Here is a 24833-nt window from a genome sequence, read left to right on the forward strand (position 1 = left end):
ATGTCTCTAATCATCACGCAAACGTGCTTGGCCAGCTCGGAGTAGGCGATTTTCATGATCTATACGTAATAAAATACCAATCGTTGCTGACATAATAATAATACTAGAGCCACCATAGCTGACAAGAGGGAAAGTTAAACCTTTAGTTGGTAACATGCCAAGAGCCATACCTAAATTGACAAATCCTTGGAAAAAAATCCAAAAGCCAATTCCTAATGCAAAAAAACCTCGAAAACGTTGCTCTAATATCAAAGACTCTTTACCAATTTTCAATGCACGAAATATAAGTAATCCCAATAAAGTGACAACAATAATAATACCAATCAAGCCAAACTCTTCGCCAATAATCGCCATGATAAAGTCTGTATGCGCTTCGGGTAAATAATCTAGTTTTTGAATTGAATTACCTAACCCCTCACCAGTAATCTCACCTCGACCAAATGCCATAAGAGAATTGGTTAATTGGAAACCCGTACCGTATGGATCTTTAAAAGGATCTAAAAAACCTGTAAATCGTTTCAAACGATAAGATGCTGAAATAATCAACCATGCGCCTAGTAAAACCCCTGTAGCTACTAATAAAATAAATTGAAAAAAGTGTGCGCCAACAATAAATAGCATACAGAAAGTTATTACAAAGAGCACCACGGTACTTCCCATATCTGGCTGAACCAATAGGAACATCCCCATTACGCCCATAACAATAAATGGCTTCACCGCACTAAATTTGCGACCACGTACTTCATCATAACGACGAGTAAAATAGCTTGCTAAAAAACAAGTTAGAGCTAATTTTGCAAATTCTGCTGGCTGGAAATTCAAAATACCTAAAGAAATCCAACGTTTAGCACCGTTTACCGAAGTGCCAATAAATAACACAGCTACGAGCAATGCTACCGCAACCCAGAAAATTTTTGCATGCCATCTTTCTAACCTTTCAGAAGGTAAATACAACATACTGTAGCAAGTTGCTAAAGATAAGCAGACATAGAGTGCATCACGTTTGGCAAAGTAAAACGGATCATTAAATAGTCGTGAGCTATAAGGAATGGAAGCAGATGTCACCGCAATAAGACCAATCAAAAGCAAAATTACAAATAGCCAGAATAGAGCACGATCATATAATAGTCCTTGCGGGGTAATACGAGTCCACTCATCGTAACTTTTTTTGAACTTTTGTAATAATTCCATCTTATTCTATACGTTATTAAGTTGAGCCAAACGAGTAAATTCTTCACCGCGCTTTTCAAAAGAGGCAAACTGATCGAGGCTTGCACAAGCTGGCGACAATAATACCATATCTCCGCTTTGCAATGTTGGGCGTAAAAATTCTATCGCTTGCTCCATTGTATCGAACAAATAACTTTGCGATGAAAGCTTAGCGAGTTGTGCACCATCTCGACCAAAACAATAACAAATAATATGTGATTGATTAATTAATTCAGCTAATTCTGAAAAATCAGCCCCTTTTCCATCACCACCTAACAATAAGTGCAATTTGCCTTCAACATAAAGGCCTGCTAATGCGGCAACTGTACTCCCCACATTTGTTGCTTTAGAGTCATTAATCCAACGAATGCCATTAGCTTGATGTGCTAATTGAAAACGATGATCTAACCCTTTGAAATGACGAAGTGCGGTACGAATTGAATCTAAATTAATACCGACAGCTTGTGCCAATGCCGTTGCCGCCAAAATATTCATATAATTATGGCGTCCGACTAATGTTGCGTCTTCACAAGGTAAAATTACTTCATCTTTTGCCATTAAGTATTGCTTGCCGTTTTCCGTTTTTAGCCAATAATCTGCTGTATTTTCCGCAAAAGAAACGTTTTGTTTCGCTTGATTTTCACCTTCACCAAAAGTCAGCTTATCCTCATTATTCAAAACGCCGACCTCAGCATTATGATAAATGCGTAATTTTGCTTGACGATAATCTTCTAAATCCACATAGCGATCCATATGATCTTCAGTCACGTTCAAGACAGTTGCAGCCGCAGCTTTTAAGCTGTAAGTTGTTTCAAGTTGAAAACTAGACAGCTCTAATACATAAAGTTCGCAATCTTCATTCAATAATGACAAAGCGGGAATTCCAATATTGCCCCCCATACCAACTTTCATGCCAGCAGCTTTCGCCATTTCATAAACTAAAGTAGTAGCAGTACTTTTTCCATTTGAACCGGTAATCCCCACAATTGGCTTCGTCGCCGCGCGGCAGAATAATTCAATATCACCGATTACTTCTACGCCAGCTTTAAGTGCGGTTTGAATTTCAGGTGTTTTTACCGCAAGCCCTGGGCTGATAACAATCATATCGCTTTCAAGTAACCATTCCTGATTTAAACTACCAGTATGAAGAGGGATATTTTGAGGAAGTTTATCAACACCAGTAGGATTTTTTCGGGTATCAATCACACGAATATTAGCCTGTTGGGATAAGAGATAATCCACGCAAGAAAGACCTGTTTTACCAAGCCCGATGATAGTAATATTTTTGTTTTGATAGGCGTTCATTTTCTTTCTTCTTAATTGCTATAAATTTTAAAAATTATATTATTGATGGAAATATAAATTTCCTTTACTAACGTAAAAAAGGTCGCCCTTTCAAAAACTGAAAGAGCGAGCCTAGCTATATTCATTAACGCAACTTCAAGGTAACCAATCCCATCAACACTAACATTAAGGAAATAATCCAAAACCGAATAATCACTCTTGGCTCTGGCCATCCCTTCAATTCAAAATGGTGGTGAATCGGTGCCATTCTAAAAATGCGTTGTTTGCGTAACTTATAAGACCCTACTTGCAAAATAACAGAGAGCGCTTCAACAACAAATACCCCGCCCATTATCACAAGCAAAAATTCCTGACGAACTAGAATCGCCACGACACCAAGTGCTCCGCCTAACGCAAGGGAACCTACATCGCCCATAAAGACTTGTGCGGGATAAGTATTGAACCATAAGAATCCTAACCCTGCACCAACGATGGCGGTACAAAATACAACCACCTCAGAACTATATTTAATGTATGGGATGTGTAAGTATTCTGCGAAATTCACGTTACCTGTTGCCCATGCAATTAATGCAAATGCGCCTGCAACAAGCGCTGTTGGCATAATCGCCAATCCATCCAAACCATCTGTTAAATTCACCGCATTACCCGTTCCAACAATCACAAAGTAAGACAACACAATATAGAACAAACCTAATTGAGGCATAATGTCTTTAAAGAATGGAATCACTAAACGGGTTGCATCAGTATCATGTCCAAGCCAATAAAGCCAAAGGATTGCCACTAATGCCACAATAGACATCCAGAAATATTTCCAACGAGCAATCAAACCATCTGTATTTTTACGGGTAATTTTACGGAAATCATCCACAAAACCAATTGCACCATATCCAAATAATACAAATAAGCAAACCCAAATATAAGGATTTGCGAGATTTGCCCATAATAACGTACTTACGCCAATAGAGAATAAAATCATCACACCGCCCATAGTAGGTGTGCCTTTTTTAGCAAAGTGACTTTCAGGACCATCATTTCGCACTTCTTGACCAAATTTTAAGATCTGTAAACGTTTGATCACTTTTGGGCCAATCCAAAGTGAGATAAAAAGTGCGGTTAATAATGCAAGAATTGCACGGACGGTAATATAAGAAATCGCATTAAAAGCGGTTTCATAACGAACAAGATATTCAGCAAGCCAAACTAACATTTAATTTTATCCTTTAATGAATAGATCACATCTTCCATTTTCATTGAGCGAGAGCCTTTTCCTAGCACCACGACTTTGTTATTTTGTTGTAATTGGGTTTCAATCAATGGTACAAGAAAATCAACCATTTCCACCTTATCAGTAAAATGCTTACCCGAAACAGCCTCAGAAATAACCGCACTTTCGTTGCCATAAGAACAAACTAAATCTAAATTTGCCGAGTTGACATGTTGTCCTACTTCATGGTGGATAGCGAGAGAGTTTTCGCCTAACTCTTTCATATCACCAACACACAAAATACGGAAAGCATCATAACTTTTTAAAACATCAATGGCAGCACAGAGAGAATCCTTATTCGCATTATAAGTATCATCTAATAACACTAAATTAGTCATTACTTGAATCGGGAATAAACGCCCTTTCACTTGAGAACGTTGTTCTAATCCAGCTTTTACATCTGTAAGAGTGGCACCAACATTCATCGCAAGTGCGGTAGCTGCCAAGGCATTTTTTACATTATGCGCACCAAGGTAAGGCAAGTTAATCTCAATTTCACCTTGTGGGGAAATAAGTGTAAAAGTAGAACCTTGATCAGTATGATGAATATTTTTTGCAGAATAATCTTTACCGTTGAAATATTGAATTTCATGTTCACCAATTTCTTTTTGCCAAACATTTAAATGATTATGTTCTGCGTTAATAATCGCCACACCATTCGATGTTAAACCACGATAAATTTCACCTTTAGCTTGTGCTACGCCCTCTAAAGAACCAAAGCCTTCTAAATGCGCGGGAGCAATATTATTAATCAATGCTGCATCAGGTTGAGCTAATTTTGTGGTGTAATCAATTTCACCTTGATGATTGGCACCAAGTTCGATCACTGCGAAACGATGTTTTTCTGTTAAGCGAAGAAGGGTTAAAGGAACACCAATATCGTTATTAAAATTGCCATTGGTAAAAAGTACCGCGTCAGAATCACCCGCAGTATGTTGCAAAATACTTGCCGTCATTTCTTTTACCGTGGTTTTACCAGAAGACCCTGTCATCGCGACAGTACGCGGATTAATTTTCTCGCGTAACCATTTTGCAAGTTCACCCAAGGCAATACGAGTATCTTTAACCACAAATTGTGGAACAGAAATGGAAAAATTTTCTTGCTGAACAACAACAGCTACCGCACCTTGTGCTACCGCTTGTTCAAGATATTGGTGGGCATCAAACTTTTCGCCCTTCAAAGCAAAAAATAAACTATTTGATACACTTTTTCGAGTATCTGTATTAATTTCTTCAACTTGCACATTTTTATCGCCAATTAATTTAGCTTGAAGAATCTGTGCTAGCTGTTCAGTAGAGAGTTTAATCATAATTTAATTGTTATTATTTTAAAAAATCATGTGCTACATCTTGATCAGAAAATGAAATCACTTCATTACCAATAATTTGATAATGCTCATGACCTTTACCCGCAATTAAAATCACATCATTTTCAATAGTACTTTCAATTGCAAATTGGATAGCTTGTTCTCTATCAGGAATAATACCCACTTTATCCATATTAATAAAACCAGAAACAATATCATCCTCAATTTGTTTATAAGGCTCTGATCGCGGATTATCTTTTGTCACGATAACTTTATCAGCAAATTGTTCTGCCACTTTTGCCATTAATGGACGTTTACCTCGATCGCGATCACCGCCACAGCCAAAAATGCACCATAATTCACCTTGACAGTGCTCCCGTGCTGCAAGTAATGCCTTCTCTAATGCATCGGGGGTGTGAGCATAATCAACGATGACCGTTGGCTTGTTTGGATACTGAATCATTTCCATTCTTCCACATACTCCTTTCAAAGATTTCGCCGTAGCGAGTAAATTTTCCAATGGGTAACCAAATGATAATAACGTGGTCATTACTAATAACAAATTGCTTACATTGAAAGCACCGATTAATGGACTATGCAATACGCCATTACCCCAGCTAGATTCAAAAGTAATCTCTGCGCCTTGAGCGTGATAGTGGATATTTGTTGCCTTCATCCATTGATGAGAGTTTGCTTGGAAATCAGTGCCTGTACTAACCGCAATTGCATCAGGCAATTCACTTAACCATTGACAGCCAATCTCATCATCAGCGTTAATCACTTTAATTTGCGTATCTAATTCGGTGAATAAACGTTTTTTAGCAGAAGCATAATTTTCCATTGTTTGGTGATAATCAAGATGATCACGAGTTAGATTTGTAAAAATAGCGGCCTTAAAATGTAATGCTTCTACTCGATATTGGGCTAAACCATGTGATGAAACCTCAATTGCAGCGAAATCGGCTCCATCTTGTCTAAATTTGGCAAGGGAAGACTGAAGTTCTACCGCAGACCCTGTCGTATTCTTAGCCTCAACTACGGCACCTAAAAGTCCATTACCAATTGTTCCCATTACTGCTGCACGATGGCCTAATAGCTCCGCCCATTGTGCTAATAATTGAGAAATAGTAGTCTTGCCATTTGTCCCTGTTACGCCAACAAGCGTTAATTTTTTAGAAGGCGAATCATAGAAAATATCTGCCAACGACGAAAGATGGCGTGCAAGTTGATAAAACTTAACTACTGGCACATTCCCAATAAATGTTACTGTTAAATGCTCGCTAGATAATTCTGTCTCAGAAATCACCGCACTTGCACCAGAGTGAATAGCCGAATCAATAAATTGATTTCCATCGACTTGATGTCCTTTTATTGCGACAAAAAGATCCCCTGTTTTAACTTTACGGCTATCCAATACCATATTATGGAGTTCTATCTCATCCTTTAATGCAGGTAAATCAAAAAGTGCGGTGAGTTTTTTCATTATTTTTCCTTAATTCATTTTTTCATTCTTACGCTCACCAACATATACAATGCGTTTCGCACTTTTCATTGTTTTTTCTGTTGGTTCCGCATCTTGTGGAATTCCGTTAGCACGTAATGCATAACCCATAATACTAGAGAACACAGGAGCTGAAACCGCACCACCATAATATTCCCCAGCTTTTGGATCATTAATCAAAATGACTAAGGCATAACGTGGATCACTAATTGGTGCAATCCCCGCTGTGAATGCAACGTATTTATTCACATAATGACCATTCTCTAATTTACGTGCTGTACCCGTTTTTACACCAACACGATATCCTTCAACCATCGCTCGCTTATTTTTAATCGCTACTTTTTCTAAAATACCGACAATATCCTTCGTGATTTTTTCAGAAAAAACTCGTTTCCCAATTACAGGTGGATCAACTTTTGTAATAGAGAGTGGACGATAAATACCGAAGCTACCAAGCGTTGCATAAGCCCTAGCTATTTGGAGTGGTGTTGCAGTAATACCATAACCATAAGAAACCGTTGCACGTTCAATATCCGCCCAACGTTTACGATTGGCATTTAAAATCCCGGCCTGTTCACCAATCAATCCCAAATCTGTCGACTTACCTAAACCTGCATTTTGATAGGTTTCCATCAAAGCACTAGGCGGCATACGTAACGCAAGGCGACTTACACCACGGTTACTTGAATTAATTAATATTTCATCTAATGTTTGTTGCGCACGTGGTGCTACGTCTACAATTTCTTTTCCACTTACTGTAAAAGATCCCGTATTAATAACTTCATCGCGACGAACTACACCACGTTGAAGTGCAGTTAACACAACTAAAGGCTTTACAGTAGAACCTGGCTCAAAGGTATCCGTAATAGCACGATTACGCATTAATTCTGATTTAACACCAACACGATTATTCGGGTTATACGATGGCGCAGTAGCCATGGCTAATACTTCTCCTGTACGAACATCAACTAATACAGCCGTACCTGATTCAGCATTATTTTCTGATACCGCTTTTTTAATTTCACGATACACCATAGATTGTAATTTTTCATCAATACTTAACGTAACATCTTGCGCATCATATTTTTTTTCATCAGAAATGTGTTCAACAATGTTACCTCGCTTATCTTTACGTACTGTGCGTGAACCATCTTTCCCCACAAGCATGGTATTAAAACTTTTCTCTATCCCTTCTATACCATTCCCATCAATATCAGTATAACCAACTAAATGTGCAGCTTCTTCTACACGTGGATAAAAACGACGATGTTCAGTTTCTAAGAAAACGCCTTTAACGTTTAATTTTTTAATATAATCTGCTTTATTTGACTCTACTTGACGAGCCAAATACAAATAACCTGATTTTGAATTTTTCTCAATTTTTTTAATCAAGTCATTGCTACTCATTCCTATCTCTTGCGCTAATGCATTAATACGCTCTTTATCCGCTAAAGCATCTTCTTTTAACATCGTTTTGGGATCAGCTACTATTGCACTCATCGGAACACTTACCGATAATAATTGCCCATTACGATCTAAAATTGAACCACGCACTGAAAGAATTTCATCTTTACGTAACGAACGTTTATCTGCCTCGCCAGATAAGGTATCAGCATTAATAGATTGGACATAACCGGCGCGAGCTACCAATGCACACAAACCAAGAAAAACAAAAAATACCGAAATAATATAACGTCCACGCATAAAACATTTATCAAACACCATTTTCGGTTTGTTATGTTTCACGGCTTCAGGTGCGGTTAATTTTCTAATTGTTTTTTTAGACTTATTTGATTTACGAGAAGAATTGAATTTAACCATCTTTTTACCTATTATTCTCTAATCTCAACTTCTTGTTCTGTCGTTAAAGGTTTCATTTTTAAAGTACCTACAGCAATAGATTCTACTCTTGTGCTATCCCCTTCAGTCGCTTCCTGCACCTGTAAATTTCGATATTCATTTTCAAGCGCTTGCCGTTGTAAAATAAGTGCACCATTTTCAGAAATTAACTGACGTGTTTTATGCGTCACCCAAATAGCGCCCATTGCGGATACCAAAATTGCTATTAATAAGAAAACAATTAACTTATTTGAAGAAAATAAATCTTCAACTAAAATCTGCTGTAACGGATAACGAGGTTTATTATTTTCAGACATCACTAAATTCTCTCCGCTACACGCAATACTGCACTTCTTGAACGAGGATTTGCTTGAATTTCCGCCTCACTTGGTTGAATTGCTTTACCAATTAGTTTTAATTTCTGATTACGTTGAATTTGGTCTTCTCGCAATGGTAAACCTTTAGGGATATCCTCACCTTTACTTTGTTTTTTCATAAAATGTTTCACCATTCTATCTTCCAAAGAATGGAAACTAATAATTGATAAACGCCCTTCTGGCGCTAACATGTCTAAAGCAGAATTGAGTACACTTTCCAATTCGTCTAGTTCTGAATTGATGAAAATACGAATGGCCTGGAAACTACGAGTCGCAGGATGTTTATGTTTATCTTTAAAAGGTACCGCTTGTGAAATAAGCTCAGCTAATTGACTAGTACGTGATAAAAATTCTGTGCCATTTTTGGCCGCACTTTTGTTGTAATCAACAATAGCAGTGGCAATACGTTTAGCAAAACGCTCCTCGCCAAAAGTTTTCAAAACCCAAGTTAAATCCTCAACCGATACTTGTTTTAACCATTCTGCTGCTGATAAACCTTGAGTCGTGTCCATACGCATATCAAGTGGGCCATCTTTCATAAAACTAAAACCACGTTCTGCTTCATCAAGCTGGGGAGATGACACGCCAAGATCAAGCAAAATACCATCAATTTTGCCAACCAAATTTAATTTTTCACAAATTTCAGGAATATGAGAAAAGCTGTTATGTTCAATCTGAAAACGTGGGTCTTGAATTTTTTGAGCTTCAGCAATGGCTCTAGGATCGCGGTCAACGCCAATAAGACGACCATTTGGGGATAATTTAGAAAGGATTAAGCGAGAATGTCCACCACGGCCAAAAGTACCGTCAATATAAATTCCATTTTCCTTCAATGCCAAGCCATTCACGGCTTCGTGAAGTAAAACTGTGATATGTTCAGGTGAAGAAAAGGAATTTTCGGTATCCATAAATACAATATAAAAGTAAAAAACGGTGAATCATTTTCTATAATGAGAAATCTTTCAGAGCCTCAGACGCAAAGTCTGCACTTGAACCAATTTCCATATCTTCTTCAATTTGAGCATGCCATTCTACAGCACTCCAAATTTCAAATTTATTAAGTTGTCCTACTAACATTAAACCTTTTTCTAATTTTGCATGTTGGCGTAATGGTCCACTAAGCAAAATACGGCCCTGAGCATCCATCTCACATTCAGTGGCATGACCAAGCATTACTCGTTGCAAACGGCGTTGGGTAGGATCAAAATTAGAAAGTTCGAGAAGTTTTTGTTCGATTTTTTCCCATTCATCAAGGGGATAAAGTAAAAGACAAGGTTGGCGAATATCGACGGTACAAACCATTTGCCCTTGGTTCTTTTCAAGAATTTCAGAGCGATAGCGGGTTGGGATCGCTACGCGTCCCTTAGAATCTAAATTAACCGCTGTTGCACCACGAAACATATTACGCCTTCAAAATTAAACTTATTTTGAGAAATTTTTCTAAAAATCTCCACAAAACACCACTTTTCTCCACATCTACGTAAGTTTATAATTTGTTTGCTTAAGTTGCAAGCGATTATCCCTGATATAACCCTATTTTTTATCAAAATAAAAAGCCGTTTGAGAAAATATCCCAAACGGCTTTTTTCAACCAGATGTTCTTAATTAATTATTCACATAAGCTTCTTCGTCACGATCACCGAATGGTTTAAGTAACGTAAAGAATAATATGATACATACTACTGTTGTTGCCAAACCTAAATATACTGACAATTGATAATCTAAGTGGAAACCAATTGGATTGTAATATAAATAAGTTGCACACACTGTGGTAATAAACCAAGCAGGAATAGACGCAACCCAATGGAATTTATGATAACGATATAAATATGCAGCTGCTGTCCATAACATTACCATTGCTGTCATTTGGTTTGCCCAAGTGAAATAACGCCATAATACGCTAAAGTCAATGGTTGAAACAAAATAGCCTAATACGAATAGTGGTACAGCAATTAATAAGCGTTTAGATAATGAACGTTGGTCAATATGGAAAATTTCCGCTAATTGTAAACGAGCAGCACGGAATGCGGTATCACCAGAAGTGATAGGTAAAACAACCACACCTAACACAGCAAAAATACCACCAACAAAACCTAAGAAATGTAATGAACTGTCATATACAACTTTAGATGGTGATCCTGCAGAAATTGCATCTTGTAATGCTTGTGGATTTTCATAGAATGCGAGACCAACCATACACCAGATTAGCGCAATTACACCTTCAGCAATCATTGCACCGTAAAAGATAAAACGACCTTCTTTTTCATTTTCAGCACAACGCGCCATTAAAGGAGTTTGAGTTGCGTGGAAACCAGATAATGCACCACAAGAAATAGTTAAGAACAACAATGGCCAAATTGGAACATCACCCTTCACTTGGAAGTTTTGTGTGAATTTCTCTAAAGTTAAACCTTGACCATCTGCATTGATAGTACGGAAGAACTCAATAGGATCAACAGCACTAAAGTGTGCAGAAACTAAGCCATACACCATACCCACAGACATAAATAGCAATAATGCGCCAAAAAGCGGATAGATTCGACCGATAATTTTATCGATCGGTAATAAAGTCGCAAGAATATAGTAAGCAAAGATAATAATCGTCCAAACTGCAACAACAGTTGCTTTATCCATTCCCCATACTTTGATACCACCGGCTTCAACTGCATGATGAACAGCTTCAGCATCACCTAATTGTAACGCTCCTTGAGATGCGCCCAATAAGTCCATGGTAATCGTACCCATTAATTGAGCTGGGCTTGATACAAACACAACACCTACTAATAATAAAAGTACAAGCGCTAATGTGTTAATAAATACTTTTACAGGGCGACCTAAGAATTTACCGGCTAAATATGGCATTGTTGCACCACCATGACGGATACTCAACATACCGCAGAAATAATCATGTACTGCCCCAGCAAAAATACAGCCTAGTACAATCCATAACATCGCGACAGGTCCGTATAATGCACCAAGAATAGGGCCAAAAATTGGGCCAGTACCAGCAATATTCAACAATTGAATTAACCAAATCTTAGTTTTTGACATTGGCATATAATCCACACCATCATTTATTTGATAGGCTGGTGTTTGACGTTTTGGATTAATGACAAAGATTTTTTCGATAATTTTTCCATAAATAAAGTAACCAAGAATAAGAATGGCTACACAAAAGAAAAACCACAACATAGAAATACTCCTCAAAAGATGGGTAATAATATTTAGATATACTCTAAATTAGCGGCCGTATTCTATGTCAAATTGATAGAAATCAAAAATTGAATTTAAGAGTTTTTTTAAAATTTGTGACTTTTATCACATTTATTAATAACACTATTTACATTAAAAGAATAAAACAGATTGATACTCTCAAAGTTAAATACACCCTCCACAGCTCCCGCAGCGCCAATCGGCCTGATTTACTGCTTGATAAAATGCTCTCATTATATTTTCCTCTAAAGGAATATTATGCTCAATAAATACATCAGAAAGCCATTCAATATTTTCAACAATCCAATCATCCTCACCCAATCCCTCGCGATAAAGCTCATCTTCAGGATCCATAAAATTATAAATATTTTCTGTTCCCATATCTTTATCTTGGCGCTCTCGAGGTAACACGACGGGTAAACCAAGATATTTAATTTCCCAATGTCCCAAACATAATGTATGTCCCTTAGATGACCAGTTAACTTGGAATGGATTATTATTCATGTTGAATTTTTATAGAAAAAGTTGAAATGTGTAATGAGTATAGAATGAAGTAAAGAAAATTCCCATACTAAGTACCGGGTATTATTTCAACTAAAATTCACTTATAAATGACACTTAGGCTAATATTTTGCCCAAAACAAAGTGCGATTAAAAATATTTCTTTTTTAACCGCACTTTGATCTTATGAAATTATCGTTTAAACATTCCGCCTAAACCACCAAGACCGCCCAAGCCTCCGCCCATTAAGCCTTGCATTCCACGCATCATTTTAGCCATGCCACCTTTACGCATTTTCTTCATCATACGTTGCATTTCATCGAATTGTTTAAGTAATTTATTGACATCTTGCACTTGAGTGCCAGAACCTAATGCAATACGACGACGGCGAGATCCTTTGATAATATCTGGGTTGGCACGTTCTTTTAAGGTCATAGAGTTAATGATTGCTTCCATTTTGACAAACATTTTGTCATCCACTTGATTTTTAACGTGATCAGGCAAATTTTTTGCGCCCGGTAATTTCTCAAGCATAGACATCATACCGCCCATTTTTTTCATTTCGATCAGCTGTTCGCGGAAATCATCTAAAGTGAAATCATCGCCTTTCTTGAATTTCTGCGCCATTTTTTCTGCTTTCTCACGATCAACAGAACGTTCAAGATCTTCAATCAGTGAAAGCACATCGCCCATGCCCAAAATACGAGAAGCGACACGGTCTGGATGGAACGGCTCAAGTGCTTCTGTTTTCTCGCCCACACCCAAGAATTTGATTGGTTTACCTGTGATTTGACGAATTGATAACGCTGCACCACCACGCGCATCACCGTCCACTTTCGTCAAAATAACACCGGTAAGCGGCAATGCTTCATTAAAGGCTTTTGCCGTATTGGCCGCATCTTGACCAGTCATCGCATCAACAGTGAAAAGAGTTTCAATTGGATTTAATGCTGCATGGACTTGCTTGATTTCGTCCATCATTTCCGTATCAACGTGTAGGCGACCTGCCGTATCCACAATCAACACATCGTAGAATTTCAGTTTTGCATCCGCAAGCGCCGCCTTAGCAATATCAACTGGATTTTGTTTAACATCCGATGGGAAAAAATCCACGCCAACGGATTGAGCCAAGGTTTCAAGTTGCTTAATTGCAGCTGGGCGATATACGTCGGCAGAAACCACTAACACTTTCTTTTTATGGCGTTCACGCAAGAATTTTGCCAATTTACCCACGCTGGTGGTTTTACCCGCCCCTTGTAAACCCGCCATTAAGATAACCGCTGGTGGTTGGGTTGCTAGGTTTAAACTCTCATTCGCTTCACCCATGGCTTTTTCAAGCTCACGCTGAACGATTTTTAAGAACTCTTGCCCTGGCGTTAAACTTTTATTGACTTCTTCCCCAAGCGCGCTTTCTTTTACTTTTGTGATAAATTCACGCACCACAGGTAAAGCAACATCTGCTTCAAGTAATGCCATACGCACTTCGCGCAAGGTTTCTTTAATATTATCTTCCGTTAAACGGCCTTTTCCCGTGATATTGCGTAAAGTTTTAGAAAGGCGATCCGATAAATTATCAAACATGACTCGTAATCCTGTTTTTTTCTAAAAAAATTGCCTTGATTATACCGAAATTTAGGCGTTTTTCATCATTTCAAATAAATTTATAGCGAATTGTGTGTGAGAACGATAAAATACGAACTATTCCCAAACAGAGAAAAGAAATTATGTGGTTTGCTATTTTTTCGATTTTATTTTATCTAATTAGTGTGTTGATGATCGCTCCTTTACTTACGTCCGTAGAAAACACACAACATTCTCCGAAAAAAGCACCGTTGTTTTTTACCGCACTTTTTGCGATAGCATTACACGGTATTACGCTTTTCCCTTCCTTAAAAGAATTAGCTGAAGAGCATACATTCACATTAATTCAAATTAGTTCATTAATGAGTGTTAGCATCTCTGCCCTTGCAGTATTTGCTATTTTATCAGTGAATTCTATCTGGTTCGTTTTGCCTATCGTCTTTGCCTTTTCAATTTTTAACTTAATTTTGGCAACATTTATACCAAGTCATTTTATTCAATTACTCAATCAAGATTCTGCGATGTTATTTCATATAGGCTTATCAATATTTACTTATGCCGTATGCTTTATTGCCATGCTTTATGCAATCCAACTCAATTGGATTGATCGTTCATTAAAAGCCAAAAAAACGAACTTTTCTCCGATTATACCTTCTTTAATGACCGTTGAACGTCATTTTGCAAGGGTATTTGCTTTTGGTGAATTATTATTAACACTGACATTAATTTCAGGTATTTATCATTCTATCAATGCATTAACTGCGGAAAATATTCACAAAGCACTATTTTCATTTTTTGCTTGGATTGTCTTTGGCATCGCACTTTTTGGTCATTGGAAAAAAGGATGGCATGGAAAAAGGATGATAATTTATGCAATTTCAGGTATTATCTTACTCACGATTGCTTATTTTGGCAGTCGGCTGATTTAAAAATAAGGGCGAATTCAAGTTCGCCTTTATTATTCCATAGGGCATAACTTATTACATAAACTTAATTAGCTCGACTAATTTATGCTTCAATAAATTACGCCCTATGATGTGATTAACGAACAAAAGGATTTTCCCTTGGACAGTATTCCCCTTAGTACTTTATTGATTATTCTCATTATCTGTTTAGTGTTATCTGCATATTTTTCTGGTTCAGAAACCGGGCTACTCTCTCTCAATAAATATCGTCTTCGTTTTCTATCCGAACAAGGTAATAAAGGCGCACAAAAAGCAGAAAAACTGCTAGAAAAGCCAGATACCTTGTTAAGCTTTATTCTTATTTTTAATAACCTTGTGAATATCAGTGCATCGGCGATTGCGACCATGATTGGTATGCGTTTATACGGTGATGCCGGCGTGGCGATTGCAACGGGTTTGCTCACTTTCGTGATGCTTGTCTTTTCTGAAATTTTCCCCAAAACGGTGGCTGCGATGCACGCGGAAAAAGTCGGTTTTGTGTCTAGCCATATTCTGACGGTATTACTTAAAATCTTCTATCCGCTAGTTTGGTTGATGAATATTTTTACCAAATCATTAATGCATTTGGTGGGATTAAAACCCGATATGCAAAAACAAGTAATTAGCCGTGAGGAACTTCGTAGTATCGTATCAGAAGCGGGTGAAGCGACACCTGATGAACAACATCCACAAATGTTGCTTTCTATTTTAGATATGGAAACTGTCACCGTTGATGACATTATGGTTCCGCGCAACGAAATTGGCGGCATTGATATTGATGATGACTGGAAAGCCATTATGCGCCAGCTCAATCACGCAGCACATAACCGCGTTGTGCTCTACAAAGGCAGCCTTGATGAACAAGTGCTTGGTATTTTGCGCGTGCGTGAAGCATTCCGCTTACTGCTTGAAAAAAATGAATTTACCAAAGAAACCTTAATTCGTGCCGCTGATGAAGTGTATTTCATTCCTGAAAGCACGCCATTAAAAACTCAACTTGCGAATTTCCGTGCAAATAAAGAGCGCATTGGCTTAGTGGTGGATGAATACGGCGATATTAAAGGGCTTGTAACTTTGGAAGATATTTTGGAAGAAATCGTTGGTGATTTTACCACTTCCACCGCCCCAAGCATTGACGAGGAAGTAACTCAACAATCCGATGGTTCCATGATTATTGATGGCTCTGCCAACCTACGCGATCTCAACAAAATGTTTAACTGGGAATTGGATACTGAAGATGCCCGCACGTTTAATGGTTTAATCCTAGAACACTTAGAAGAAATTCCCGATGAAGGCACAGTTTGCGAAATTGATGGCTTGCAAATTACCATTCTTGAAGTGGGCGATAATATGATTAAACAAGCGAAAGTCGTCAAACTTTAATCATAAAAACTCAGACAAATTGAACCGCACTTAGAGTTAAATATCTCTCAAAGTGCGGTTTGTTTTTAAAACGTTTTTTCAAATTTCAATACCACTTCATTCTGTTTATAGCGATATAACATTTCTACGTTACTCTGATGATTTGTATGAATAAAATTGATACTAGGCACAATATCGTAAAATTTGAATTTAGGAATAGCAAAGGTAAACAGATATTTTTGTTCATTATCTTTTCTTGTTTTTCCTAAAAGGGCATTATAATCTTGATAATCTATTTTTCTAAAAATACCTTGCGCAGTAATATCAATTCCGCTTTCAAAACTTTTATTAATACCTATTCTAATCCCCTTTCTAGCATATTGATCAATTTTTGATTCTGTTGAAAACTTTTTCGCATAATCCAATCCACCAAATAAAATCCAATCATTTGGTAAGCTATAAACTAAAGTAGAAAAGAAAGAGAGAATTTTTCCATCTTGATAAGATAAATTACGATCTTGATATTTTTCCCATTTATATTCTGTTTGCAAAGAAAAGTATAAATTCGGATTAAAAATCTTTGAATAAGAAATATTAAACCCTTTTCTCTCGCTATACCAATGATGATAGGCTCTTGTTTTTTCAATTAAAGGATAAAGATCTAATTGATTTTTTTGATCTTTAAAACGGTATCCTAATCCAAGTGAAATATTATGTTCCGTAAATTCTGATTTTTTAGGGTAAAACTCACCATAAGCTAATCCTTTAAAAATAATACCTTGATTATTTAATATTTCAGTATATTTATTTAATACAGCTTCATAACTAAATCCTGTGCTTTTTTGAATAGTTGGTCTAGTTCGTGTAAATTCTAATGTACCAAGATAAGGATTTTCGACAATTTCTTTACTAGTTTCATTTCCAGATTGATTTAAATTAGAATTATAAATTGTGCCAAAAGAAAAGGAACCTTGCCACGATTGGCGATAATCAAGTTGTGATAAATATTGGTTAACACGTGCCATTACATTTGGTTGTTGTGGCAATGCTATCTGATTAAAAAGAATTTTAGATTGATTGTTTTGCCAGTTTAGAAAATAGAGTTTAGCTAAATCTAATTTTCCGCGTGTGAAATCAGGTTCTTGTTGAACAAGTTGCTCGTAAAGTTGAATGGCTTTTTTGGTATTTCCTTGATTAAATGCAATATTCGCTTCTGCAAATAAAATCATTCCTTGTTCTGCTTGCGGAAATTGTTTATAACGGATTAATAAATGTTCAATATCATTCGTTTGTTTGTGATTAATTGCAAGAAAAAGAGCGGTCATTATTTCTTCTATATTATCACTCACATCAAATTCTTGGTTGTTTATTGTTAATGTAGTAAAGAATTTATCTTGTTGAATAAATTGTTGTTCTTGTCGTTGTTGATTTAATTGAGATTGTTGCTGTAAGCGGAAATCTTTTTCTTGATTTTCAGCAAGTACCAAAAAAGGAATAAAAAGAAAGATAAAAGGGAATTTCGACATAAAACATCCTGTTTACAGTAAGGCTTGCTTTCGCAAGCCTTTTGTTTATTAAACTTAATTTTTAGTACCGCCAAAGGCTGTGTTGTATTCAGGTTTTGAAGCAAATGTTGCCATGCCTGCTAAGCCTTCAGCTTTCGCACCATAGAAACGTCCTTCTGATTTACCAGTGATACCTTCTGCTGTAGCTTCCCCCTCAAAAGTGGCTTTAGATTTATTGATTTCGCTTTCAATATGGATGGTAAAATTAGTTTTACCTAAATGACCTTCTATAAAGCCATCATCAAAATCGACATCAAATCTACCTTTCATCAATTCTTTATTGAAATCAGTGTATTTATTGATACCTTGAACATTATAAGTCACTTTTCCACTAGGCAATTTTGTAGTTGGGTTTGAACCTACGTAATAAACACTAACATTTTTTTCTTTTGTGTTGCTTCCTGCTACGTTTTCCCATTCACCATAGTAAGTATCCATATTGCCAACTTGTTTAAAGGACAATCTTCCTAATCCAGTATGATCTGGCATAATTAAAGTCAATTTAGGCATATTTTGCATTTTAGCAACAACTACGCCATTGGAATCTTTTTTAGCAACGCCAGTAATATGCGAAATCCATTTGTCTGCACGCTCAGCCATTAAAGCCATTGATTGACCTTTATTATTTGCTGTTTTACTTAAGACAGCGGGATCATTAGGAATACTACTGTCATATATTTCAACGCCAGCCTTTCCATCTTTTTCTCCTGCCTTGATTTTTATATATCGAGTTTGATTTGTATCAGTTGATACATTTCCCACTACCTGTGCTTGTGTAAAACCAACAACCCCACAAGCCATTACTGCTACTGCAATTTTACTTAGTTTTTTCATAATAATTTCCTTATTATAGAAGGTTTATAAAATCAAGACATTAATCGTCTTGAACCAAAGTCATCATATCACAAAAACAAATATGATAATTATTTTCATTTAAAATTTTGCGGTGAAACCTAATTTGATCGTTCTTCCTGGTGCAGGCATACTAGAACGTGTGAGTGGATCAAGATAATAACGATCAGTAATATTTGTTCCCACCAATTCTAATTGAAGGTTTTCATTTACTTTATAGGAAGCATAAGCATCAACCACTAATACTGGATTCCAGCGGTTGGTTTCAGTGCTTCCTAAGAAGCCCGCATCTCTTAATGATTTTGCACGGCTGTCTTTTACTTGAGAATGATAAAGCCAGCGAGTACCTAATTCTAAGCGCTCATCTAAAGCACGGATGCCAAGGTTAGCCGTGATGGAATATTTTGGTGCTATCGTATGTTTTAAATAGCCTTCAGCATTGCCACCATTTACGCATTCTGGAAGAGCTCTTGGTTTTTTTACATTTCTACCATAATCCCAAATACCTCGATCAAGTATTGCTGAATTTTTATCGCAGAATTTATTTTTAAGGTTATAAACGATACCTAAATCAGCAAAGAAATTACCTTGATCATATCGAGTTTGAAACTCTAAGCCAGATAACATTCGTTTATCAAACTGTTTCATTTCATAATTCACATCACGATCAAATACATTTTTCGTTAAATTATGGAAATAATTTAGACGAATATCAGCACGTCGTGCATTGGGTAATAAACCTCGCAAATCCTGCACATAACCGATCTCAATATTTTTGCTATGTTCAGGTTTTCGATCATAGAATGGATGAAGTTCAGTAATGGAATAACCAATAGTATCTTCAAAAATACTTGGCATACGTTTTGTTTCTGTATATCTCGCATAAATACGAATATTGTCAGTAACAAGTACAGTCGCCCCAAAAGCAGGAGCCCAAGCGTGGGCTGTTCGTTTTGCTTTTTTCATTTTTTCCCATTGTTCTTCCGTTGGGTTGCGTTTTTCTAATTGGGAAAAATTGGCACTAATATACTGAATTGTTTTTTCAGTTTGGTTAGTTGCTGGATTAAATTGCTCTTCTTTCAATTTATCATCTGTAAAATACTTATTAATAGGCGAATTATCTAAATTAAAGTTTCCATATTGATCTCTTTCCCAATAAATTGTTTTTTCCTCTCCACTTAATCCGTTTCTTTCTTCTAAAATTTTAGCTATGTGAGAGTCTTCATCTGTAGGTTTAGATAAGTTGCTTTCTATTAATTTTGCATTAACATATTCCCTTCTATTTCTACTCCATATTTTTCTATCCTTAAACCATTCTCCTGATGTATTATAGTTACTTCTTTTGGGTTCTGGATTACTTTTTGAGAATTCATTTTTGAACTCTTCTTCTTTAATACCAAAGTTCTTATAGTTATTATATTTTTTTATCATGTCTTCAGTAATATTTGGCAGCTCTCTATAATCAAAGCGAATAGCCGCTGGATACAACACCTCTTCCCTTTGCTTATCCTGAATTTGCTTTCTCAACCCATCATCACGTGATTTATAGTGCGTATATTTTGCACCAGCATCTAAAACTAACCAATCCACAGGGCTATATTGGAAATTAAAGCCTACATTTAATTCTTTGCGTTTTCCGTGACGTTCGCCACTCATATGGTAATCCCAGCTTGGGCAATAAATATTACTGCCTAATTTATCGCCATGACCCCAACCACCACATATCTCGTTTGCAAGTGGCGTGTTTTTAGTAAATTCATTTTCAGAATTTAGATTCTCCCATTTGTAATTACTCATGACATCAAAATTTAATTTTGGAGTAACTTCAAAACGGTTGCTGGCATAAACACCATAATGATTATCTTTCGACCATTGTGCTTGCGCTTCTTTGGTATCAAAAACCCCCTTAATATTTGGTGTTTTATCATGGGAATTAGCGTATTCTTTCCATTTTTCACGTATTTGTTTTATATATTCGGCTTTTTTTATTAAATATTGTTCATAACCTTCGTCCCCTGGTTGTTTAATTTCAGGTGCAGCAAGATCAGTTCCTACAGAATTAAATCCCATATCATCAAAAATAATATCGGAAGGGCTTCCGCCTGAAGTATTGGTTTTGGCATGATTAAATACAGCATAGGCTCCAAGGCGCAAATTCACCCATTTATTATTTTCAGGGTTATATTCAAAATCTGTATTCACTGCGGTTTGTTTTACATTGGCAAGCGGCCATTGCAACACTGTGCCTTGTTGATAGCTGGTTTGCCATAAACGGGAAGGCATAATTTCACCATAATGCATATCGCTATGGCGTAAGCCAAATTTTAATTTAGTGTGATCGTTAAACTTAATGGTCGCTTTGCCTAAATAAGATTCGGATTCAAAAGATGTGTTAGGAACTTCTTTTTTCGGATGATAAACAATGGCAATCCAAGGAATGTAAGGATCATCGGTGGAATAATAATTCGGATTGAAGTTTTCTTGATTTGCATATTCATCCAAAGTTTTTCCTTCTCCATAATTATGTCCACCTTTTGAACCCGCAAAATAATTTCCTTTATTGCGATAAGCATAAGCAACTAAACCTTCAAAATGCTCATCTTTTGTTGCGATGGCTAAGCGATAGGCATTGTCATTAAAGAATTTATTTCTACCATGAGAACGAGCAGGATAACGATCAGATGTTCTAAAATAAGCTGAAATAGAACCTAAGCCCATATCTTCAGGGTGATTAAGTTTACGGAAATCTTGACCAACAGGAATAGGATAACCACGTTGCTTAATCGAATTATTAGCTGTTTCAGCTTTAAATTCGATACCAAATTTTTCACCTTTTTTAATAATGTCATCAGGTTCTAATGTGCTTAAACGAATAGTGCCCGCTGCGCCACTATCTAAAGTGCGGTTCAAATTTGGGCCTTTTTCAACAGAGACACTACTAATTAAGAAAGGATCAAGATAGTTACGGTTGCTCACACCCGCAAAACCACGCCAAACAGTGATAGCTTGTTCTGTGCCATCAACTAAAACAGGAATTCGACCTTGCCCCTGTACACCACGAATATTTGGATCCAACGCACCGCTATTGCGTGCATCACCACTATATACGCCCGTTGTGCCTGTCAATAAATCCGCTACAGAATGTCCTTTGTAAGTTTCAATTTCTTTTTTGCTTTTATATTCGGTTACTTGGTTTTCTGAAAACATTTTATCTTTACCTGCTTCGGCCTTACTTTCAGAAGTACCTAAAACAGAGATCGTATCAAGCTGATTTATTTGTGGGGAAGCATAGATAGTTTGATGAATAAGCAAGGTGAGTGGACATAGCATAAAGGAAAATTTATGTTTCATTTTTTTAATCTCCATATCAAACGATAACAATTATCATTTAAATGATAGTCCTATTTTTTTGTATCAGCAAAGAAAAATTGTTTATTTTGTGATCGATGTAACAAAATTTTTCACTAAAAAGTTTTGACTTAAATCACAAGTGCGATTCTTTTTTGCGCATTTTTCAGAAAAGATTTTTATAATTCTTTCTAGGTATATTTTGATAGAAGAAGACAGATATGGAGCACGAATATCAACGAAAGGTGACTCGCGTGTGCGTACAAACAGCACTGCTCTTGTTACAACATGGGGCTGAAAGCACTGTTGTGGTGCAAATGGCGCAACGTTTAGGCATAGCACTTGGCGTAGAAAGCGTAGAATGTGCGCTTACGGCAAATGCAGTGGTGCTGACGACCTTATCAGATAATCATTGCATTACCACCGCACGAAAAAATACGGATAAAGGCATTAATATGCAAATGGTTACTGATGTTCAGCGCATTGTGATTGCCGTTGAACATCATTTGTATGACTTAGAAATCGCACAAAGAAAACTGGATCAATTAAAACCGCTTAAATATAACCGCTGGTTAGTAGTGTTTATGATTGGCTTATCTTGTGCGGCATTCGCCCATTTATCAGGTGGAGACTGGGTGATTTGTGGCATCACCTTTGTTGCAGCAGCCATCGCAATGTTTGTGCGACAAGAATTTTCTAAACGGCACTATAATCCCCTTATCGTCTTTTCCATCACCTCTTTTGTCGCCTCGCTGATTTCTGGCGTGAGCTTAAAATATAACTTAGGTAACGATCCTCAAATTGCCTTGGCATCTAGTGTGTTATTACTTGTGCCAGGGTTTCCGCTGATTAATTCTTTGGCGGATATATTAAAAGGTTATGTCAATATGGGATTAGGCCGTTGGACGATTGCAACTATTCTCACTTTTGGCGCATGTCTTGGCATTGTATTCGCGTTAAGTGTATTACATATCACAACTTGGGGGCATTAAAATGTTATTAGACATCACAATATTTATATTGAAATTGCTCGATGATATGTTATTTGCCGCAATTCCAGCGGTGGGCTTTGCGTTAGTCTTTAATGTGCCGCCAAAAGCCTTAAAATATTGCGCAATTTTAGCCGCACTTGGGCATGTTACACGCACATTATTACTGCATATTAATATGCCTATTGTATTTGCCACCTTCTTTGCCACTTGCGTAATTGGATTTTTAGGCGTGCATCTTTCCCATCGTTATTTAGCCCATCCTAAAGCCTTCACCGTTGCCGCTATTATCCCCATGATCCCTGGCGTTCATGCCTATAAAGCAATGATTTCAATGGTACAAATTCATCATTTCGGCTTTTCTGATGCTTTATTTGAACAAATGATTAGCTCCTTTATTAATACCAGTTTTATCCTAGGAGCAATAGTATTTGGATTAGCTTTGCCTGGATTATTGTTTTATCGACAAAAACCTGTGGTGTGACACTAAAATAGTTCAACAAAAAACCGGCCTAAGCCGGTTTTTGTACTATTCTTGTGATTTTTTCTTAAGGTATTCATAAAGCTCATCTTTAATCCGTAATTTTTCTTTTTTCAAAGCCTCAATTTCCATATGAGTGGCGAGCTGAATGTTTTCCTGCATATTCTTAATTTCATGATCTAATTCGTTATGCTTTTCAAAAAGACGATCGAAATAAGCATCATTACTTTTAAGTTTGGTGATTAATTCTCGGTATTCGGGAAACATAGCATTGCTCCTATAGTGGTTTTAACTGGTTTCAGTTTACTACATTCGCCCCAAATAAACAGAAAACAATCTTAAAAATTTGACAACGATCACAAAATTTATTTTTCTCAAATAATCCTTTACTCTTTTGCTTTTTTATTTCTTCCAGCACCTAAAATCAGCATCGCTAACAAACTAAGGATAATTCCCAAACCAGCACCAATACCCGTTGAGATAACATAAGGTTTCTCTGCCATCACAAGATTAGGCTGTTGAACAAAATGAAATGCCACCAAATTATTATCTAACGGTTGAACAGATTGCATCATTTTCAATTTGTTTTCCCAAGAAACATCAATTTTGGCGTCGGCAGCATTTTTCACTTGTTCGAATAACGATTTCCATTTTGTAATCAATTCATTATTTAATGTTTGGCGCGCTTGATTATTCACATAACGAATATATTCCACAAAAAGTTGATCTACTTCTTCACGCTCAAAAGAAGACAGGGTTAATTGATCAAGATTATTTTCTTGGGAAAATTTAAAATGTGAGGCAATTTGCTGAATCGTTTGATTTTCAACTTTAGCTCTTGCTTTCACAAAATCAGATTGATTTAAAAACGCCATTAATTGAGCGGGAGAACTCAGAATTTTTGTAAATTCATGATAGGCAGAATTGGTCGCTTTGCGTTCAATCTTTGTGGCATCCACTGCATCCGCATCACCGCTAACTAAACTATATGTAGAAAAAAGAGAAAAATAATTACCCAATTCACTCATTTTTGGTGTTTCAAATTGCGCACTAACCTGCCATTTTGTCGGATGAAAATGAGCCCCAGCAAAACCAAGCCCACCACCAATAATCATAAATAGAAAAGAAAGAATAAATTTTCTCATAACCCACCTAAAAATTTGATTAAATTAGCGCGAATTTTAGCACAAAGTGC

General features: G+C 36.7%; 21 protein-coding genes. 4 read left to right on the top strand and 17 right to left on the bottom strand.

What is annotated here, in order from left to right:
• Nucleotides 1-6: 6 nt before the first annotated feature.
• The 12 genes from ftsW to ffh all read right to left on the bottom strand — a co-directional run bounded on the left by ftsW (nucleotide 7) and on the right by ffh (nucleotide 14097).
• Nucleotides 7-1191: a putative lipid II flippase FtsW gene (gene ftsW / locus KP710_RS02535; protein ID WP_215770898.1), complete on the bottom strand. Its 1185-nt coding sequence runs from the start codon at nucleotides 1189-1191 to the stop codon at nucleotides 7-9.
• 6 nt (nucleotides 1192-1197) lie between these two features.
• The gene (gene murD, locus KP710_RS02540) at nucleotides 1198-2514 is read right to left on the bottom strand and encodes a UDP-N-acetylmuramoyl-L-alanine--D-glutamate ligase (RefSeq protein ID WP_215770899.1); all 1317 of its coding nucleotides are present in this window, start codon (nucleotides 2512-2514) and stop codon (nucleotides 1198-1200) included.
• Nucleotides 2515-2638: 124 nt separating this feature from the next.
• Nucleotides 2639-3721, bottom strand: coding sequence for a phospho-N-acetylmuramoyl-pentapeptide-transferase (gene mraY / locus KP710_RS02545; RefSeq protein ID WP_118867835.1), 1083 nt, complete (start codon nucleotides 3719-3721; stop codon nucleotides 2639-2641).
• Nucleotides 3715-5088 (bottom strand): UDP-N-acetylmuramoyl-tripeptide--D-alanyl-D-alanine ligase, encoded by a 1374-nt coding sequence (murF, locus tag KP710_RS02550; RefSeq protein ID WP_140583657.1) that lies wholly within the window; start codon nucleotides 5086-5088, stop codon nucleotides 3715-3717. Before murF ends, mraY begins: the two co-directional genes overlap by 7 nt.
• A 13-nt stretch (nucleotides 5089-5101) precedes the next feature.
• On the bottom strand, nucleotides 5102-6568 hold the full coding sequence (gene murE / locus KP710_RS02555) for a UDP-N-acetylmuramoyl-L-alanyl-D-glutamate--2,6-diaminopimelate ligase (protein ID WP_215770900.1): 1467 nt from the start codon (nucleotides 6566-6568) through the stop codon (nucleotides 5102-5104).
• A gap of 9 nt (nucleotides 6569-6577) precedes the next feature.
• Nucleotides 6578-8407, bottom strand: a complete 1830-nt coding sequence (locus KP710_RS02560; protein WP_048954128.1) for a penicillin-binding transpeptidase domain-containing protein — start codon at nucleotides 8405-8407, stop codon at nucleotides 6578-6580.
• Between the two features lie 11 nt (nucleotides 8408-8418).
• Entirely contained in the window at nucleotides 8419-8742 is a 324-nt protein-coding gene (gene ftsL, locus KP710_RS02565) for a cell division protein FtsL (protein WP_048954129.1), read from the bottom strand.
• Nucleotides 8743-8744: 2 nt separating this feature from the next.
• The gene (gene rsmH / locus KP710_RS02570; RefSeq protein ID WP_048954130.1) at nucleotides 8745-9710 is read right to left on the bottom strand and encodes a 16S rRNA (cytosine(1402)-N(4))-methyltransferase RsmH; all 966 of its coding nucleotides are present in this window, start codon (nucleotides 9708-9710) and stop codon (nucleotides 8745-8747) included.
• Between the two features lie 37 nt (nucleotides 9711-9747).
• Entirely contained in the window at nucleotides 9748-10203 is a 456-nt protein-coding gene (gene mraZ / locus KP710_RS02575; protein WP_048954131.1) for a division/cell wall cluster transcriptional repressor MraZ, read from the bottom strand.
• Nucleotides 10204-10407: 204 nt separating this feature from the next.
• Nucleotides 10408-11994, bottom strand: a complete 1587-nt coding sequence (locus KP710_RS02580; protein ID WP_048954132.1) for a carbon starvation CstA family protein — start codon at nucleotides 11992-11994, stop codon at nucleotides 10408-10410.
• 186 nt (nucleotides 11995-12180) lie between these two features.
• Nucleotides 12181-12519 carry a PM0253 family protein gene (locus KP710_RS02585; protein ID WP_048954133.1) on the bottom strand — a complete coding sequence of 113 codons (339 nt, stop codon included), beginning with the start codon at nucleotides 12517-12519 and terminating at the stop codon, nucleotides 12181-12183.
• Nucleotides 12520-12708: 189 nt separating this feature from the next.
• Nucleotides 12709-14097 carry a signal recognition particle protein gene (gene ffh, locus KP710_RS02590; protein WP_140523112.1) on the bottom strand — a complete coding sequence of 463 codons (1389 nt, stop codon included), beginning with the start codon at nucleotides 14095-14097 and terminating at the stop codon, nucleotides 12709-12711.
• A gap of 143 nt (nucleotides 14098-14240) precedes the next feature.
• Between ffh and KP710_RS02595 the strand changes: the two genes are divergently transcribed.
• A complete protein-coding gene (locus KP710_RS02595; protein WP_140523107.1) occupies nucleotides 14241-15026 on the top strand; it encodes a cytochrome C assembly family protein in 786 nt (261 codons plus the stop codon).
• A gap of 135 nt (nucleotides 15027-15161) precedes the next feature.
• Nucleotides 15162-16424, top strand: coding sequence for an HlyC/CorC family transporter (locus KP710_RS02600; protein ID WP_005638729.1), 1263 nt, complete (start codon nucleotides 15162-15164; stop codon nucleotides 16422-16424).
• Nucleotides 16425-16489: 65 nt separating this feature from the next.
• Here KP710_RS02600 and KP710_RS02605 read toward each other — a convergent pair whose 3' ends face one another.
• From KP710_RS02605 to KP710_RS02615, 3 genes are all read right to left on the bottom strand, one after another.
• The gene (locus tag KP710_RS02605) at nucleotides 16490-17929 is read right to left on the bottom strand and encodes a porin family protein (protein ID WP_140523102.1); all 1440 of its coding nucleotides are present in this window, start codon (nucleotides 17927-17929) and stop codon (nucleotides 16490-16492) included.
• A gap of 54 nt (nucleotides 17930-17983) precedes the next feature.
• A complete protein-coding gene (locus KP710_RS02610) occupies nucleotides 17984-18802 on the bottom strand; it encodes a Slam-dependent surface lipoprotein (protein WP_140523098.1) in 819 nt (272 codons plus the stop codon).
• Nucleotides 18803-18901: 99 nt separating this feature from the next.
• On the bottom strand, nucleotides 18902-22171 hold the full coding sequence (locus KP710_RS02615) for a TonB-dependent receptor domain-containing protein (RefSeq protein WP_252346353.1): 3270 nt from the start codon (nucleotides 22169-22171) through the stop codon (nucleotides 18902-18904).
• Between the two features lie 218 nt (nucleotides 22172-22389).
• Between KP710_RS02615 and KP710_RS02620 the strand changes: the two genes are divergently transcribed.
• Together KP710_RS02620 and KP710_RS02625 are read left to right on the top strand one after the other, a co-directional pair.
• Complete coding sequence (locus KP710_RS02620) at nucleotides 22390-23160, top strand: threonine/serine exporter family protein (protein ID WP_140523090.1); 771 nt, start codon at nucleotides 22390-22392, stop codon at nucleotides 23158-23160.
• A 1-nt stretch (nucleotide 23161) separates the two neighbouring features.
• Nucleotides 23162-23641: a threonine/serine exporter family protein gene (locus tag KP710_RS02625; RefSeq protein ID WP_005628250.1), complete on the top strand. Its 480-nt coding sequence runs from the start codon at nucleotides 23162-23164 to the stop codon at nucleotides 23639-23641.
• Between the two features lie 45 nt (nucleotides 23642-23686).
• On the opposite strand, the gene KP710_RS02630 is transcribed toward KP710_RS02625, so the two are convergent.
• The gene (locus tag KP710_RS02630; protein WP_005628252.1) at nucleotides 23687-23905 is read right to left on the bottom strand and encodes an HP1242/YdcH family protein; all 219 of its coding nucleotides are present in this window, start codon (nucleotides 23903-23905) and stop codon (nucleotides 23687-23689) included.
• A 119-nt stretch (nucleotides 23906-24024) separates the two neighbouring features.
• A complete protein-coding gene (locus tag KP710_RS02635; protein ID WP_048954138.1) occupies nucleotides 24025-24783 on the bottom strand; it encodes a hypothetical protein in 759 nt (252 codons plus the stop codon).
• Between the last annotated feature and the right edge of the window lie 50 nt (nucleotides 24784-24833).

The organism is Haemophilus sp. SZY H35, from assembly GCF_018829705.1.
GTDB lineage: Bacteria > Pseudomonadota > Gammaproteobacteria > Enterobacterales > Pasteurellaceae > Haemophilus > Haemophilus haemolyticus_K.